Origin of the sequence: Streptomyces sp. GbtcB6 (genome assembly GCF_019091475.1) — a bacterium.
Lineage (GTDB): Bacteria > Actinomycetota > Actinomycetes > Streptomycetales > Streptomycetaceae > Streptomyces > Streptomyces hyaluromycini.
Window position 1 is genome coordinate 32536 of record NZ_JAGXJL010000035.1, and the last position, 14676, is coordinate 47211.

Here is a 14676-nt window from a genome sequence, read left to right on the forward strand (position 1 = left end):
GCCGTCACCGACCCAATCCGAAACTCTCCCGTTCGGGTGAAATTCAGGCAACCGACGGACACCTCGTGAACGTCCTCGATAACGTCGACGACACATCTCTCACAGCATTCCCTGCCACACCGCACGTGACGCGAGGACCCACGCTGCCCGCCCACCGCCTGCCCCACCTCCCCACCCCGCTGGACGCCTTCAACGCCGCCCCCGACGACGAGGCCGGCGCGCTGCTCCTGCACTGCCTCCACAGCCTGCGCTGGTCCCGCCGCATCGCCGACCACCGCCCCTACCCCGACGTGGAGTCCCTCCTGGCGGCGGCGGACGAGGCGACGTACGACCTGTCCCCGGCGGACCTGTCGGAGGCCTTGACCGGCGAGTGCCTCCCGGAGCTGCCCGAGGACACGTACTCGGCGGCCACCACGGCCCTGACGGCGGCCCACGCGGCATACGAGGCCAAGTTCGGGCACGTGTTCGTGATCTATTTGGGCAGCACCCCGCGCGAGGAGCGCCTGGACCGCGTCCTGGAAGGCATTTACTCACGTTTGGAGAACGATCCGGAGGACGAGCGGGTGATGTCCGTGGAGCAGCTCCGGCGCCTTGCACAGGGGCGTCTGGCAGAGAAACTCAGGGGCGCGGGGCAGTGTCCATCAGCGGCTCCGCCGCGGGGCGCACCCAGCCCAAACGCACCCGCACCCGGCAAATAACCCAACGCCCCACCCCAGATGCCGCCCGGCTAACCCATACGCGTGCCACTTTGATCACACCGGTAGGCCCGGCGTAAGCCCAGCGCGAGCGCATCGCTACGATGCTGGGGGCCGGTGGACCGTACCCGGCCGGGCCCGACCGACAGCACAAGCCGGCGCGGCCCCAATCCCCGCTCCCGGAGGGACTTCCGTGCCGGCTGGAACGCTGTACCGCGGCCGGGAAGGAATGTGGTCCTGGGTGGCTCACCGAGTCACCGGCGTCCTCATTTTCTTCTTCCTGTTCGTTCACGTGCTGGACACCGCTCTCGTCCGCGTCTCCCCCGAGGACTACGACAAGGTCGTAGCCACGTACAAGACGCCGATCGTCGCACTGCTGGAGTACGGCCTGGTGGCCGCCATCCTCTTCCACGCCCTCAACGGCCTGCGCGTCATCGCCGTCGACTTCTGGTCGAAGGGCCCGCGCTACCAGAAGCAGATGCTCTGGACGGTCGTCGGTGTCTGGGTCGTCCTGATGGCCGGGGCCATTTACCCCGTTCTCGGCCACGCCGCTCGTGTCCTGTTCGGGAGCTGACGCAGATGTCGACCACTGAAACCACCGCATCCGGCGTCGGCCCCGTCGAGGGCGCTCCCCTCTTCAACGTGGACAACCCGGCCCCCCTCATCGAGGCCCCGCGCAAGCGCACCAAGAAGACCCCGCGCTCCACGCGCGGCAACTTCGAGATGGCCGCGTGGCTGTTCATGCGCCTGTCCGGTGTCGTGCTGGTCGTCCTGGTCCTCGGCCACCTGCTGATCCAGCTGGTGCTCGACGGCGGCGTGTCGAAGATCGGCTTCGCGTTCGTGGCCGGCCGCTGGGCGAGCCCCTTCTGGCAGGTCTGGGACCTGCTGATGCTCTGGCTCGCGATGCTGCACGGCGCGAACGGCCTGCGCACGATCATCAACGACTACGCGGAGCGTGCGAACACCCGGCTGTGGCTCAAGGGCCTGCTCTACACGGCCACGGTGTTCACCATCCTGCTGGGCTCGCTGGTGATCTTCACCTTCGACCCGAACATCCGCTAGGCACGGGGCTGAGGTACTAACGACATGAAGATCCACAAGTACGACACCGTCATCGTCGGCGCCGGCGGCGCGGGCATGCGCGCGGCCATCGAGTCCACGAAGCGCAGCCGCACCGCGGTCCTGACCAAGCTCTACCCCACCCGCTCCCACACGGGCGCCGCGCAGGGCGGTATGGCCGCCGCGCTCGCCAACGTGGAGGAGGACAACTGGGAGTGGCACACCTTCGACACGGTCAAGGGCGGTGACTACCTGGTCGACCAGGACGCCGCCGAGATCCTGGCGAAGGAGGCCATCGACGCCGTCCTCGACCTGGAGAAGATGGGCCTGCCGTTCAACCGGACGCCCAACGGGACGATCGACCAGCGCCGGTTCGGCGGTCACTCCCGCAACCACGGCGAGGCGCCGGTCCGCCGGTCCTGCTACGCGGCCGACCGCACCGGCCACATGATCCTCCAGACGCTGTACCAGAACTGCGTGAAGGAGGGCGTGGAGTTCTTCAACGAGTTCTACGTCCTGGACCAGCTGATCACCGAGGAAGACGGCGTCAAGAAGTCGGCCGGTGTGGTCGCCTACGAGCTCGCCACCGGTGAGATCCACATCTTCCAGGCGAAGGCCGTCATCTACGCCTCCGGCGGCACCGGCAAGTTCTTCAAGGTGACGTCGAACGCGCACACGCTGACGGGCGACGGCCAGGCGGCGGTCTACCGTCGCGGCCTGCCGCTGGAGGACATGGAGTTCTTCCAGTTCCACCCGACCGGCATCTGGCGCATGGGCATCCTGCTGACGGAGGGCGCCCGCGGTGAGGGCGGCATCCTCCGCAACAAGGACGGCGAGCGCTTCATGGAGAAGTACGCGCCGGTCATGAAGGACCTCGCGTCCCGTGACGTCGTCTCCCGCTCCATCTACACGGAGATCCGCGAGGGCCGCGGCTGCGGTCCCGAGGGCGACCACGTCTACCTCGACCTCACGCACCTCCCGCCGGAGCAGCTGGACGCGAAGCTCCCGGACATCACCGAGTTCGCGCGCACCTACCTCGGCATCGAGCCGTACACGGACCCGATCCCGATCCAGCCCACCGCGCACTACGCCATGGGCGGCATCCCGACCAACGTCGAGGGTGAGGTCCTGTCGGACAACACCACGGTGGTCCCGGGCCTGTACGCGGCCGGCGAGGTCGCCTGCGTCTCGGTGCACGGCGCCAACCGCCTCGGCACCAACTCGCTCCTGGACATCAACGTGTTCGGCCGCCGGGCGGGCATCGCGGCCGCCGAGTACGCGCACACCGTCGGCTTCGTCGAACTCCCGGAGAACCCGGCCGAGTTCGTCGTCTCCCAGATCGAGCAGCTGCGCACCTCGACGGGCAACGAGCGGGTCGGCACGCTCCGCAAGGAGCTGCAGGAGACCATGGACGCCAACGTCATGGTGTTCCGCACCGAGCAGACGATCAAGACGGCGGTCGAGAAGATCGCGGAGCTGCGCGAGCGCTACAAGAACGTCTCGATCCAGGACAAGGGCAAGCGGTTCAACACGGACCTGCTGGAGGCCATCGAGCTGGGCAACCTGCTCGACCTCGCCGAGGTCATGGCGGTCTCCGCGCTGGCCCGCAAGGAGTCCCGCGGCGGTCACTACCGCGAGGACTACCCCAACCGCGACGACGTCAACTTCATGCGCCACACCATGGCGTACCGCGAGGTGGGCGACGACGGCGCCGAGTCCATCCGTCTCGATTACAAGCCGGTCGTCCAGACCCGCTACCAGCCGATGGAGCGTAAGTACTGATGGCAACTCCCGTTCTGGACAAGGTGGAGGCGGAGGCAGCGGCCTCGGACCACCTCATCACGGTCACCTTCCGGGTCCGCCGCTTCAACCCGGAGGTCTCCGCGGACGCCGTCTGGGAAGACTTCCAGCTGGAGATCGACCCGAAGGAGCGCGTCCTCGACGGCCTCCACAAGATCAAGTGGGACGTCGACGGCACGCTGACCTTCCGCCGCTCCTGCGCGCACGGCATCTGCGGTTCGGACGCGATGCGGATCAACGGCAAGAACCGTCTTGCCTGCAAGACCCTCATCAAGGACATCAACCCCGAGAAGCCGATCACGGTCGAGCCCATCAAGGGCCTCACGGTCCTGAAGGACCTGGTCGTGGACATGGAGCCGTTCTTCCAGGCGTACCGGGACGTCATGCCGTTCCTGATCACCAAGGAGACGAACGAGCCGACGCGCGAGCGTCTGCAGTCGGCCGAGGACCGCGAGCGCTTCGACGACACGACGAAGTGCATCCTCTGCGCGGCCTGCACGTCCTCCTGCCCGGTCTTCTGGAACGACGGCCAGTACTTCGGTCCGGCCGCCATCGTCAACGCGCACCGCTTCATCTTCGACTCGCGTGACGAGGCCGCCGAGCAGCGCCTGGAGATCCTGAACGACCGCGACGGCGTCTGGCGCTGCCGCACGACCTTCAACTGCACGGACGCCTGCCCGCGCGGTATCGAGGTCACCAAGGCGATCCAGGAGGTGAAGCGAGCGCTGATCACGCGCCGCTTCTGAGCTCCGCTCCGCCACAGCGTCGAAGGCCCCGTTCCCGCGAAGGGAGCGGGGCCTTTGACGTACCCGTCACGCAACGGCCTGTTTTGGCATGTCACGCCCACTTCTGAATGGAATATTCCGCCCGCACACTGCCAACACGACGTCTGGCCGGGCCGGTTGGGGGACGGATGACTGAAGAGCCGTCGGACGAGCGACGCAGTGCCCTGAAACCCCCGCCGCTGGGCATCGGAGCGGCGACGAAGGAAGCCCACTTCGTGGCGGCTCCTCTGCTCACGGCCGCGGCGCTCTCCCTTGCCGGTGTGGTGGGCGGCGCGGACGACGAGTTCCGCTGGCCGGGGCCGACGCTGCTGCTGCTGGTGGTCACCGCGCTGACGCTCGTCTTCAGCATGCAGCTCGCCTACAACGCGCGTACGTTCCTGTACCCGCGCCAAGACCTGGTCGACGATCTCGCCGGATCGGAAGGCGGTCCGCCGTCCGACGACTACGTCGACGAGATGTTCGCGAACGCCCAGGCGCGCTGGCGGCAGGAGAACCGTCACGCGGTGGCGGTCTACGACCTCGGCACCGTTCTCCTCGGTCTGGGTATCGCCGCCTCGCTCGCGCCGCCGGAATGCGGCAGGCAGGCGGCATGGCGCTGGACGGCCGCGGCCGTCGTCCTCGTCTGCTCGCTCGCGGACGGCGCCTGGGCCGCCTTCTGGAAGAAGTACTAGTCCCCTCCCGTCCGACCCGGAGGAACCATGCTGGACGAAGCAGTACTCCCCGGCCATCCGATCGTGGGCGAGCCCTGCCCGGGATGTCGCGTCAGGCTGCCGTGGCAGGCGGTCGGGCTCCACGTTCCGTTGCTGAACAAGCCCACGGTCCAGGAGGCGTACGACGCGGCGGTGGCCGGCGACCCCGCGGGCCTCCTCAAGCACCTGGACCCGGGGAAGTACGACACGGAGCACAACGAGGTCGAGTCCGAGGACGGCTCCCGGCACCCCTGCCGCTTCAGCGCCTACCCGTCATGGCTGTTGACCCACTGCCGAACGGCCAAGGACGTGGACGACTGGGTGGACCGTCTGAGGAAGCTGAAGGAGGAGTTGAAACTGGACGCCCTGTGGCTGCCTTCCGCATGACCCGCCGCCCCCTGCCCTACTGCGCGTCACCCCTTCCGTGGTCGTACGGCAGGTCCGTCGCCCGTGTTCCGGACAGGAACTCGGAGAGCCGGTAGAAGGTGTCGTCCTCCGCGTCGCGATCCGGCGGCAGCGGGTGGTGGAGCGCGGTCAGCAGGTCGAAGCGGTGCAGGTCGTACGTGACGCGCATCAGGCCGGCATACGACTGGGCCGCGGTCACCGCGCCCTTGTAGGCCACCGCGGCCAGCGCGAGGCCCGCACCGCACCACCACCACACGGACCACTCGTCGTACAGCGCCACCACGCCCGCCAGAGTGAGCGCCAGGAACGACCAGCACAGGTTGACCGCGGTGTCGAGGGCGTCGCGGGCGGAGCGGAGTGCCGCCGCCAGGCGGTCGGACACCTGGGGGTAGATGCGCGGCCAGGAGGAGAGCGTGGTCAGACCGTAGCGCTCACCGGCACTCAGCTCGCCCGCGCGCAGGGCGTTTCCGAGCTCCGTGGGCAGCAGCACCTCGACCGGCGGACGGGCGGCGAGACGTCGTCGGGCGTCCCCGCTCACCCGTTGCGTCACGGTCCCGCCCCGTGTGTCGTCCGGGTGAGCCCGGCCGCGCAGCGCGTGCCAGCGTCTGCGCTGCAGTCGGACGAGTGCCTCCGCGAGGTGGGCCGTCGGCGTCCACCGGTCCCAGTACCCCTCCAGGACACGCACCGCGCGCACCTGGAACGGCTGGAGCAGCAGACCCAGCAGCGCGGCACCGACGACGACCGCGCATGCTCCCGTGACCAGGGCCTCGGGCCGCTGGTGCCCCAGCACGTGCCATGCGCTCCGCCCCGAAAAGCTCCCCGCCCTTACCAGCGCGAGCACCCCGGCGACGAACAGCGCGCACGGCGCGAAGTGCACCGACAGCACCCGTCGCACGTTGCCCGCCCTCCCCCTGCGCCCCTGAGCGGTGTTCAGTATGGGGCGTGCGGCGGAGGTGGCCGCCGTGGGGCCCGGAGTCAGCTCACGGCCGGTCTGCGCCATTCCCGGGCGCCCGCCGCGCGCATCAGCGACAGAGCCCTGTCCGGGTCGCCGGAGACCAGGGGGTGCACGAGTTCGACGTAACGGACCTGGCCGGCCAGGGACCTGCGCAGCTGGCGGAGGCTGCGGGCGCCGAAGGAGACCCCGCCGCGGCGGTCCACGACGCCCGCCGTGACGGCCAGCCCCTCGATGCCGACCTTGCACTCGGTCAGCGGGGTCGTGCGGCAGACGTGGATCTCGACGTCCCCCTGCCACAGGCCGAGGACCGCCTTGTAGGTCACTCCCGAGCCGGCGTAGGTCGCGACGGCGAGATGCCGGTCCCCCTCCCCGCCGCCCGGCCCGTCAAGGCCCAGCCGCTGCGCGACCTCGGCGAAAGCCGCCCGCGCCTCGCCGTGGAAGGCCTCTGCTCCCGGAGCCATGCCCGCCCCCCTCGCTCGCCCGGCACCGACGACGGCCCAGCGTACCGACGCGGCGGCCCCCTTCTCGGCCCATTGAGTGACCCGACGGTCAGCCCGCCCGGCAACCGTCATCTCCACTCCTAATCTGATCGCATGTCAGATGACGAGTCGTACGAACTGCTCGGGTTCGACAACGTCGTGATGCCCGTCGGGAGGCTCGCGGATGCCGTCGCCTTCTACGAGCGGGCCGGGTTCACGGTCGGCTTCCGGTTCGACGAGGGCGGCATCGCCCTGCTGAAGGTCGGGGGCGAGACGCCCGGGATCCTGCTGCGGGCCGAGGAGGGGCTGGGGCACCGGCCGGCGGTGTGGGCGTCGCCGCGCGTGTGGCTGGAGGTGCCGGACGCGCGGGCCGCGGCCGAGCGGTTCAAGGAGGCCGGGATCGCCGTCCTCGACGAGCCGTTCTCCGTGGCCACCGGCTGGACCGTCGAGGTCGCCGACCCCTGGGGGAACATCCTCGGCTTCACGGACTACAGCAAACGGCCGGAGCTGGCACGGCGAGCGTGAACGGGATCACCCCACAACCGAGTTGAACGCGTTCAAAAGCAGGTCTACAGTCATCCCTGTCAGCTTTTTGAACACGTTCAAGAAGGGGTGGGGCATGGACCGTACCGTCATCGCCTACGTCATCTACCTGATCGTCAGCATCGGTCTGACCATCTGGGTGGCCCGCACGCTCAGCCGCAACGGGCGGATCTTCCTCTCCGACGTCCTGCACGGGAACGAGCAGCTCGCCGACGCCGTCAACCACCTGCTGGTCGTCGGCTTCTACCTCGTCAACCTGGGCTTCGTCGCGCTCTACCTGCACACCAGCGACACGATCGAGGACACCCGGGGCATCTTCGAGGCCCTGTCGTCCAAGCTCGGGGTCGTACTGCTGGTGCTCGGCGTGATGCACCTCGGCAACGTGTACGTGCTGAACCGGATACGGCGGCGCGGAATCATGGAGAAGGAGCAGTTCCCGCCGGTCCCGCCGCAGGGCTGGACCGCACCGGCGGCCGGGGCGTGAGCACCGTGACCGCAACCGCCGACCGGGGCGCCGTGCGCGTCCCGGTCCACGGGCTCACCGTCCTCTACGACGACCGGTGCACCCTCTGCACCCACCTGCGCGACTGGCTGGTCCGGCAGCCGCAGCTGGTGCCGCTCACCCTCGTGCCCGCCGGCTCGGACGAGGCGCGGCACCGCTTCCCCGGGCTCGACCACTCCGCGACCCTCGACGAGGTCACCGTCGTCGGCGACTCGGGGCAGGTCTACCGGGACACCGCCGCCTGGATCGTCGTGCTGTGGGCGTTGCGGGAGCAGCGGCCGCTGGCCCACCGGCTGAGCACGCCGGCCGGGGCCCGGCTGGCACGGGGCGCGGTGCTCGCCGCCTCCTGGTGGCGGGGCGGGCAGGGAACCGGGCAGCCCTTCCGGCGGGAGGACGGATGGCTCTACGAACCCGGTGTCGGGTGGCTCTACGACCCTCCGGGCTGTGACGACGGCGTCTGCGCCACTCGTTAGGCTCTGTCCGTGTCCGCGAAGAACGACGGTCCCGTCGAGGCCGGTGCCCAGAGCAAGTCCGAGCAGACCCGTGCGCTGATCCTGGAGACGGCGATGCGGCTGTTCCGGGAGCGCGGCTACGAGAAGACCACGATGCGGGCGATCGCCACGGAGGCCGGGGTCTCCGTCGGCAACGCGTACTACTACTTCGCCGGCAAGGAACACCTGATCCAGGGCTTCTACGACCAGCTCGCCGCCGAGCACCGGCTGGCGGTCCGCGAGGTCCTGGACAAGGAGACCGACCTGGAGGCGAGGCTCGCGGGGGTGCTCAAGGTGTGGCTGGACATCGCCCTGCCGTACCACGAGTTCGCGGTCCACTTCTTCAAGAACGCCGCCGACCCCGACAGCCCGCTCAGCCCCTTCTCCCCGGAGAGCGAGCACGCACGCGAGGAGGCGATCCGCGTGCACCGGGAGGTACTGGCCGGGGCGAAGACGAAGGTCGCCCCTGAACTGCGGGACGTACTGCCCGAGTTGATGTGGCTCTCGCAGATGGGGCTGGTCCTGTACTGGATCTTCGACCGGACCGAGGGGCGCGAGCGGAGCTATCGGCTCGCCGAGCGGGGCGCGCGGCTGACCGCGCGGGGTGTCTCCCTCGCACGGTTCCGGGTGCTGCGGCCGCTGGTGCTGGAGGTCCACGAGCTGTTCACGGACTTCCTGCCGGGGATGACGCGGGTACTGCCCGACCCCGCGGTCAAGGCGAAGGGTGAGTGATCACTTCCGGGTGAAGGGGGTCGAACGGGACAGTGGGGGGCTTGCCTGCCTACGATGATGCTCTCGACACCAGCCCTTGGGAGGCACCTGATGTCCGCAGCAGCTGTCGAGCGGCCGCACGAGGAGTGGTCGCAGATCGCCGAAGCGAACCACATCATGGAGAGCATTCCGGGCCTCCGCGTCGAGATCATCGGAGACCAGATCCTCGTGAGCCCCGCACCGGACGGCCCCCACTCCGAAGCCCTGATGCTGTTCGCCGCTCCATTCATGAATCTGGGCTTGGTAAGAGCGCTTCCCGGCATCGGACTCTGGCTGCCCAGCGGTCCTGAGGACTACGCGATCCCCGACCTCTCGGTGGTCGACGACGACTATCGCGATCACTTGGTGGAGAACAGCTGCTACGACCCGACGTGCTTCCGCCTGGTCATGGAGGTCACGTCCAGCAACTGGAAGACGGATCTACAGGTCAAGGTCTCCTACTATGCCAAGGCCCGGATTCCGATCTACGTCATTGTCGACCGCAAGCACCAGCGCATCCACGTACTGACCGAACCGGCGGGAGGCCGCTACGCCAGCCACGGGATCCACATTCCCGGGGAGCTCGTCACGCTCCCCGAGTCCGTGGGCGGCAAGGTCGTGCTGGACGTCGAGCGCCTCCTCAAAGCCGGGTTGGCTTGAGCTAGTTGACCGCGTCCACCTCCCCCTCCGCCAGCTCCACGTCGTACACCACCGGCCCCTCCGTCACCGTCACCTGCCGGGCCTTCGAGCCGTACGTCGATGACGTCACCGCCAGCAGATACGCGCCCGGCGCCGGTACCGACACGATGTAGGAGCCGTCCGCCAGGGACGTCACGCGGTCCAGTTGGCGGCCGCCCTTGGACATCAGGGTCACCGACGCCTCCTCCACCGGGTCACCGTCCGCCGTGCGGATGAAGCCGTGGATCGCCGTGGCCGGGCCGGTGGGACCGGTCGGCTCCGGAGCCGCGTCCTCCCCCGGCTCCACCGCGAGGTGCGGGAGCCGCTTGTCCAGCCAGGACGGCAGCCACCAGTTGGAGTTGCCCAGCAGGTGCATCGCCGCCGGGACCAGGGCCGTACGGAGGATGAACGCGTCCAGGGCGACCGCGGCCGCGAGGCCGACGCCCGCCATCGCCGCGCCCGAGTCGCCGCTCAGGACGAAGGCCAGGAAGACGCAGACCATGATCAGGGCCGCGCTGTTGATGACGCGGCTGGTCTCCGCGAGGCCCACCCGGACCGCCCGTGCGTTGTCCTTCGTGTGCACCCACTCCTCGTGCATCCGGCTCACCAGGAACACCTGGTAGTCCATGGAGAGGCCGAAGAGCAGGGACAGCATGATGACCGGGAGGAACGCGTTGATCGGGCCCTCCTTGCCGAGGCCCAGCAGGTCCAGGCCCCAGCCCCACTGGAAGACCGCCACCAGGACGCCGAAGGAGGCCGCCGCCGCGATCAGGTTCATCAGGGCGGCCGTCAGCGGGACGACCAGGGAGCGGAAGGCGACCAGGAGCAGCAGGAAGCCCAGGGCGATGATCGTCGCGATGAAGAGGGGCAGGCGGTCGCCGGTGACGGAGGCGAAGTCCTTGGACACCGCCGTCACCCCGCCCACGTGCGCCTCCGCGCCGGCCTTCGGGATCACCCGGTCGCGGATCGTGTCGATGAGGTCGTCCGTCTCCTTGGACTGCGGGGAGGTGGTCGGGACGACCTGGATGACGGTGACGCCCTGGGACGGGGGCAGCTCGGCCACCTGGGCGACGCCCGGGGTCGACTGCAGGCCCTGGACCAGCTTCGCCGTGTCGCCGCCGACGCTGACCACCTGGAGGGGGCCGTTGAAGCCGGGGCCGAAGCCCTCGGCGAGCAGGTCGTAGGCCTTCCTGGTGGTCGTGGACGCGTCGTCGTTGCCCTGGTCGGTGGCGCCGAGGCGGAGGGAGAGGACCGGGATGGCCAGGACGGCCATGACGACCACCGCGATCGCCGCGATGCGGCGCGGGCGCTTCTGCACGTTCGCCGACCAGCGGGCCGCCAGGCCGCTCGCCTTCTCCGGCTCCGGGCCCTCGGCGGCCAGCCGGCGGCGCTGGCGGCGGCTGAGGACGCGCGGGCCGAGGAAGCCGAGGAGGGCCGGGAGGAGGGTGGTGGCCGCGAGGACGCTCAGCACGACCGTGAGGGAGGTGCCGATGACCACGCCGTCCAGGAAGCGCAGCCTCGTGACCAGCATGCCGGCCAGGGCTATGCAGACCGTGCCGCCCGCGAACAGCACGGCCCGGCCGGAGGTGTTGAGTGCGGTGACCGCCGACTCCTCCGGGTCCATGCCGCGCAGGATGCCGCGCCGGTGCCTGGTGACGATGAACAGCGCGTAGTCGATGCCGACGCCGAGGCCGATCAGGGAGGCCAGCAGCGGGGCGATGTCGGGGATGTCGGTGGTGTGGCTGAGCAGCTGGGTGGAGAACAGGCCCATGCCGACGCCGAAGACGGCGATCGCGATGGGCAGGGTCATCGCGAAGAACGAGCCGAAGGCCAGGAAGAGCACGACGGCCGCCGCGATGATGCCGACCATCTCGGAGAGGCCCTGCGGCGGCTCCTGGACGCGCTGGATGGCCTGGCCGCCCAGCTCGACCTGGAGACCGGACCGTTCGGCGGCCTGCGCGGTGTCGAGGACCTTCTGCACCTGCTCCTTGGGGATCTCGTTCGCCCGCTTGGTGAAGGTGAGCTGGGCGTAGGCGATCGTGCCGTCCTTGCTGATCTGCGCCGCTCCCCGGGCGCCGGCGTAGGGGCTGGTGACCGCGCCCACGCCGGGCAGCTTCGCGATCCTGTCCAGGGCCGGCTGGACCCGGTCCTGGACCGCCGTGTCCCGCACCGAGCCGCTGTCGGTCTTCCAGACCACCGTGTCCGTGTCACCGGAGGTGTTCGGGAAGGCCTTCTCCATCAGGTCGTACGCGCTCTTGGAGTCCGTGTCGGGGAGGGAGAACACGTTCGCGTAGTTCGTGCCCGCCGCCGAGGCCGAGAAGCCCAAGCCGAGGAGTGCCCCCACCCACAGCAACAGGACCACCAGCCGGTGCCGATAGCACCACCGTGCCAATGTCGTCACGCTCAACAGCTCCTTGTCGTAGATCACTTCGGTCGGTTGGTCCCCCAGGTCCTGGGCAACAGGATCGGCAGCGGGCCGCGCGCCGGGACACGGGGCGCGCATGACTCTCAAGGAACTCCAAAGCTGCGCGCCCCCGGCTGTCGGTGGCGGCGCCGATACTGGGGGCATGACGGCTCCAGGCAGCACCGTGCTGATCGTGGAGGACGAGCCGAGCATCGCGGACGTCCTCGCCATCGCCCTGCGCTACCACCGATTCGAGGTGATGACGGCCGGCACGGTCCGGGACGCCCTCGCACTGGCCGAGCGCACCCGGCCGGACGCGGCCCTGCTCGACGTGATGCTGCCGGACGGCGACGGCCGCGCCCTGGGCCGTGAGCTGCGCGCCCGGCGGCCGGACCTGGCGCTCGTGTTCCTCACCGCCCGGGACGCCCCGGCGGAGATAGTCGGCGCGCTCGGCTACGGCGACGACTACATCACCAAGCCGTTCAACATCGACGAGGTCGTCGCCCGGATCGGCGCCGTGCTGCGGCGCACCCGCCCGGCGGACGTCATCCAGCAGCGCCCGCCGCTGCGCTACGGCGACCTGGAGCTGGACGAGGCGACGTACTCGGTGCACCGCGCCGGCCGCACGGTCGAGCTGACCCCGACCGAGTACGCGCTGCTGCGCTTCCTGGTGCGCAACGGCGGCCGGATCGTGCCGAAGGAACAACTGCTCAAGCACGTCTGGCAGTACGAGCACATACCGTCCGAGTCGACCGTCGTGGAGACCTACATCAGCTATCTGCGGCGCAAGCTCGACGCCCTGGGAGCGCCGGTGATCACCACCCGGCGGGGCGTCGGATACGGCCTGACATGAGCCTCGGCAAGCGCCGGCACCGGCACGGACTGCACTCGCTGCGCGGCAAGCTCACCCTGGCCAACGTCGGGCTGCTCGCCGTCGGCATCGTGGTGGCGGCCGTCGCGAGCATCATGGGCATGCGGCTGTACCTGCTCGACCAGGTGGACTCCGAGCTGCTGAAGATGCGGACGTCACTGGGGAGTTCGGGACTGACGCTGCGGCAGGTCGACTCGCTGAGCGCGCTGGGCGTGATCCGCGACCGGGTCATCCCCACCGAGTCCGACCCGACACCGGACTCGATCTTCGTGGTCATCGACACCAACGGCGACGCGATCTCCGTCTTCGACATGAAGCCGACCGAGGCCCAGCGCTCCCTCGCGGCCGCCGTGTCCGACCCGCGCGCCCTCGCCGCCGCGCCCGACCCGCACGACATCGACGTGCACGGGGCGTCCTACCGGGTGACGGCGACCCGGCTCGCCGACGGCCCCTACATCCTGCTGGCCAACTCGACCGAGCTGCTGCACCAGGGCATCGCCAAGGCGCTCAAGCTCGACTTCGCGGTCGGCTCGCTGCTGCTCGCGCTGTTGTGCTGCCTGACCATGTACAGCGTGCGGCAACGGCTGCTGCCGCTGGAGGACATGGTGGAGACGTCGTCGGCGATCGCCGAGGGCGACCTGACCCGGCGGGTGCCCTCCAGCCAGCATCCGACGGAGGAGGTCGAACAGCTGCGGCTCGCCCTCAACGCCATGCTGCACCAGGTGGAGACGGCCTACCGGACCCGCGAGCACAGCGCGGCCCAGCTGCGCCGGTTCGTCGGCGACGCCTCGCACGAGCTGCGCACCCCGCTCGCCGCCATCCGCGGCTATCTCCAGCTGTACGAGAAGGGGATGCTGAACGAGCCCGGGGAGCGGCGGCGGGCCTGGGGCCGGATGCACGGGGAAGTGGACCGGATGGGCCGCCTGGTGGACGAGCTGCTGCTGCTCGCGCGGCTCGACCAGCGGCCGGAGATCCGGTTCCGGAACGTCGACGTGAGCCGGCTGGTGCGGGACGCGGCGGAGGACCTGCGGGCGCAGCAGCCCGGTCGGCCGGTGGCCGTGGAGGCCGACGGGGCGGTGCTGGTGCGGGCGGACGAGTCGGGGCTGCGGCAGGTGCTGGGGAACCTGATGACCAACGTGCGTGTCCATACGCCTGGTGACGCCGCCGTGCGGTTGGGGGTGGAGCGGGCGGACGGGGTGGTGCGGGTGTGTGTGGCCGACGAGGGGCCGGGGCTCGGGGAGGAGGACGCGGGGCGGATCTTCGACCGGTTCTTCCGGGTGGGGAGTGCGGAGGGGAGCGGGCTGGGGATGGCGATCGTGCAGGGGGTGGTGGAGGCCCATGGGGGTGAGGTGTGTGTGCGGACTGCGCCTGGGGAGGGGCTGGCGGTGACTGTTACGTTGCGATCGGTGTGAGTTTCGGGTGCGGGTGGGTGGGGGCTGGTCGCGCCCACGCGGCGGCAGCCGCAAATCGACACAGCCCCGCGCCCCTAGAAGAAGGGGCGTTGCAGTGCGCGCCCCTTCTTTTAGGCGCGGGGAACTGCGCGAGCAACCACGACGGCGCCGCAGCCGCA

The 14676-nt window shown here is 69.8% G+C and carries 17 protein-coding genes; 14 read left to right on the forward strand and 3 right to left on the reverse strand.

Annotation, left to right across the window (positions count from 1 at the left end; genetic code table 11):
- Nucleotides 1-125 precede the first annotated feature (125 nt).
- The 7 genes from KVT45_RS39705 (at nt 126) to KVT45_RS39735 (ending at nt 5415) form a co-directional block, all read left to right on the forward strand.
- Entirely contained in the window at nt 126-698 is a 573-nt protein-coding gene (locus KVT45_RS39705) for a 2-oxo-4-hydroxy-4-carboxy-5-ureidoimidazoline decarboxylase (RefSeq protein ID WP_217554201.1), read from the forward strand.
- 190 nt (nt 699-888) lie between these two features.
- Entirely contained in the window at nt 889-1269 is a 381-nt protein-coding gene (gene sdhC, locus KVT45_RS39710) for a succinate dehydrogenase, cytochrome b556 subunit (protein ID WP_043406142.1), read from the forward strand.
- Nucleotides 1270-1274: 5 nt separating this feature from the next.
- Entirely contained in the window at nt 1275-1757 is a 483-nt protein-coding gene (locus tag KVT45_RS39715; RefSeq protein WP_217554202.1) for a succinate dehydrogenase hydrophobic membrane anchor subunit, read from the forward strand.
- A gap of 24 nt (nt 1758-1781) precedes the next feature.
- Nucleotides 1782-3536, forward strand: a complete 1755-nt coding sequence (sdhA, locus tag KVT45_RS39720) for a succinate dehydrogenase flavoprotein subunit (RefSeq protein WP_217554203.1) — start codon at nt 1782-1784, stop codon at nt 3534-3536.
- The gene (locus KVT45_RS39725; RefSeq protein WP_089099272.1) at nt 3536-4300 is read left to right on the forward strand and encodes a succinate dehydrogenase iron-sulfur subunit; all 765 of its coding nucleotides are present in this window, start codon (nt 3536-3538) and stop codon (nt 4298-4300) included. Before sdhA ends, KVT45_RS39725 begins: the two co-directional genes overlap by 1 nt.
- Before the next feature lie 167 nt (nt 4301-4467).
- Nucleotides 4468-5010 (forward strand): hypothetical protein, encoded by a 543-nt coding sequence (locus tag KVT45_RS39730; protein ID WP_217554204.1) that lies wholly within the window; start codon nt 4468-4470, stop codon nt 5008-5010.
- A 27-nt stretch (nt 5011-5037) separates the two neighbouring features.
- Complete coding sequence (locus tag KVT45_RS39735) at nt 5038-5415, forward strand: hypothetical protein (protein WP_217554206.1); 378 nt, start codon at nt 5038-5040, stop codon at nt 5413-5415.
- Nucleotides 5416-5431: 16 nt separating this feature from the next.
- On the opposite strand, the gene KVT45_RS39740 is transcribed toward KVT45_RS39735, so the two are convergent.
- Both KVT45_RS39740 and KVT45_RS39745 read right to left on the reverse strand, forming a co-directional pair.
- Nucleotides 5432-6328, reverse strand: a complete 897-nt coding sequence (locus KVT45_RS39740; protein WP_217554207.1) for a hypothetical protein — start codon at nt 6326-6328, stop codon at nt 5432-5434.
- A gap of 80 nt (nt 6329-6408) precedes the next feature.
- Nucleotides 6409-6849, reverse strand: coding sequence for a hypothetical protein (locus KVT45_RS39745; protein WP_217554208.1), 441 nt, complete (start codon nt 6847-6849; stop codon nt 6409-6411).
- A gap of 132 nt (nt 6850-6981) precedes the next feature.
- On the opposite strand from KVT45_RS39745, the gene KVT45_RS39750 reads away from it, so the two are divergent.
- The 5 genes from KVT45_RS39750 to KVT45_RS39770 all read left to right on the forward strand — a co-directional run bounded on the left by KVT45_RS39750 (nt 6982) and on the right by KVT45_RS39770 (nt 9813).
- Entirely contained in the window at nt 6982-7392 is a 411-nt protein-coding gene (locus tag KVT45_RS39750) for a VOC family protein (protein WP_089099274.1), read from the forward strand.
- 94 nt (nt 7393-7486) lie between these two features.
- The gene (locus KVT45_RS39755) at nt 7487-7894 is read left to right on the forward strand and encodes a hypothetical protein (RefSeq protein ID WP_217554209.1); all 408 of its coding nucleotides are present in this window, start codon (nt 7487-7489) and stop codon (nt 7892-7894) included.
- A 5-nt stretch (nt 7895-7899) separates the two neighbouring features.
- Complete coding sequence (locus KVT45_RS39760) at nt 7900-8385, forward strand: DCC1-like thiol-disulfide oxidoreductase family protein (RefSeq protein ID WP_217554210.1); 486 nt, start codon at nt 7900-7902, stop codon at nt 8383-8385.
- 9 nt (nt 8386-8394) lie between these two features.
- Nucleotides 8395-9135 (forward strand): TetR family transcriptional regulator, encoded by a 741-nt coding sequence (locus tag KVT45_RS39765; protein ID WP_217554211.1) that lies wholly within the window; start codon nt 8395-8397, stop codon nt 9133-9135.
- A gap of 90 nt (nt 9136-9225) precedes the next feature.
- Nucleotides 9226-9813: a Uma2 family endonuclease gene (locus KVT45_RS39770; RefSeq protein WP_217554212.1), complete on the forward strand. Its 588-nt coding sequence runs from the start codon at nt 9226-9228 to the stop codon at nt 9811-9813.
- Nucleotide 9814: 1 nt separating this feature from the next.
- Here the strand turns inward: KVT45_RS39770 and KVT45_RS39775 are convergent, their stop codons facing one another.
- Nucleotides 9815-12223: an MMPL family transporter gene (locus KVT45_RS39775; protein WP_217554283.1), complete on the reverse strand. Its 2409-nt coding sequence runs from the start codon at nt 12221-12223 to the stop codon at nt 9815-9817.
- Nucleotides 12224-12398: 175 nt separating this feature from the next.
- Here KVT45_RS39775 and KVT45_RS39780 point away from each other — a divergent pair, with 175 nt between their 5' ends.
- Both KVT45_RS39780 and KVT45_RS39785 read left to right on the forward strand, forming a co-directional pair.
- A complete protein-coding gene (locus KVT45_RS39780) occupies nt 12399-13088 on the forward strand; it encodes a response regulator transcription factor (RefSeq protein ID WP_089099279.1) in 690 nt (229 codons plus the stop codon).
- A complete protein-coding gene (locus tag KVT45_RS39785; RefSeq protein ID WP_217554213.1) occupies nt 13085-14518 on the forward strand; it encodes a cell wall metabolism sensor histidine kinase WalK in 1434 nt (477 codons plus the stop codon). The genes KVT45_RS39780 and KVT45_RS39785 overlap by 4 nt, the downstream gene beginning before the upstream one ends.
- Nucleotides 14519-14676 lie beyond the last annotated feature (158 nt).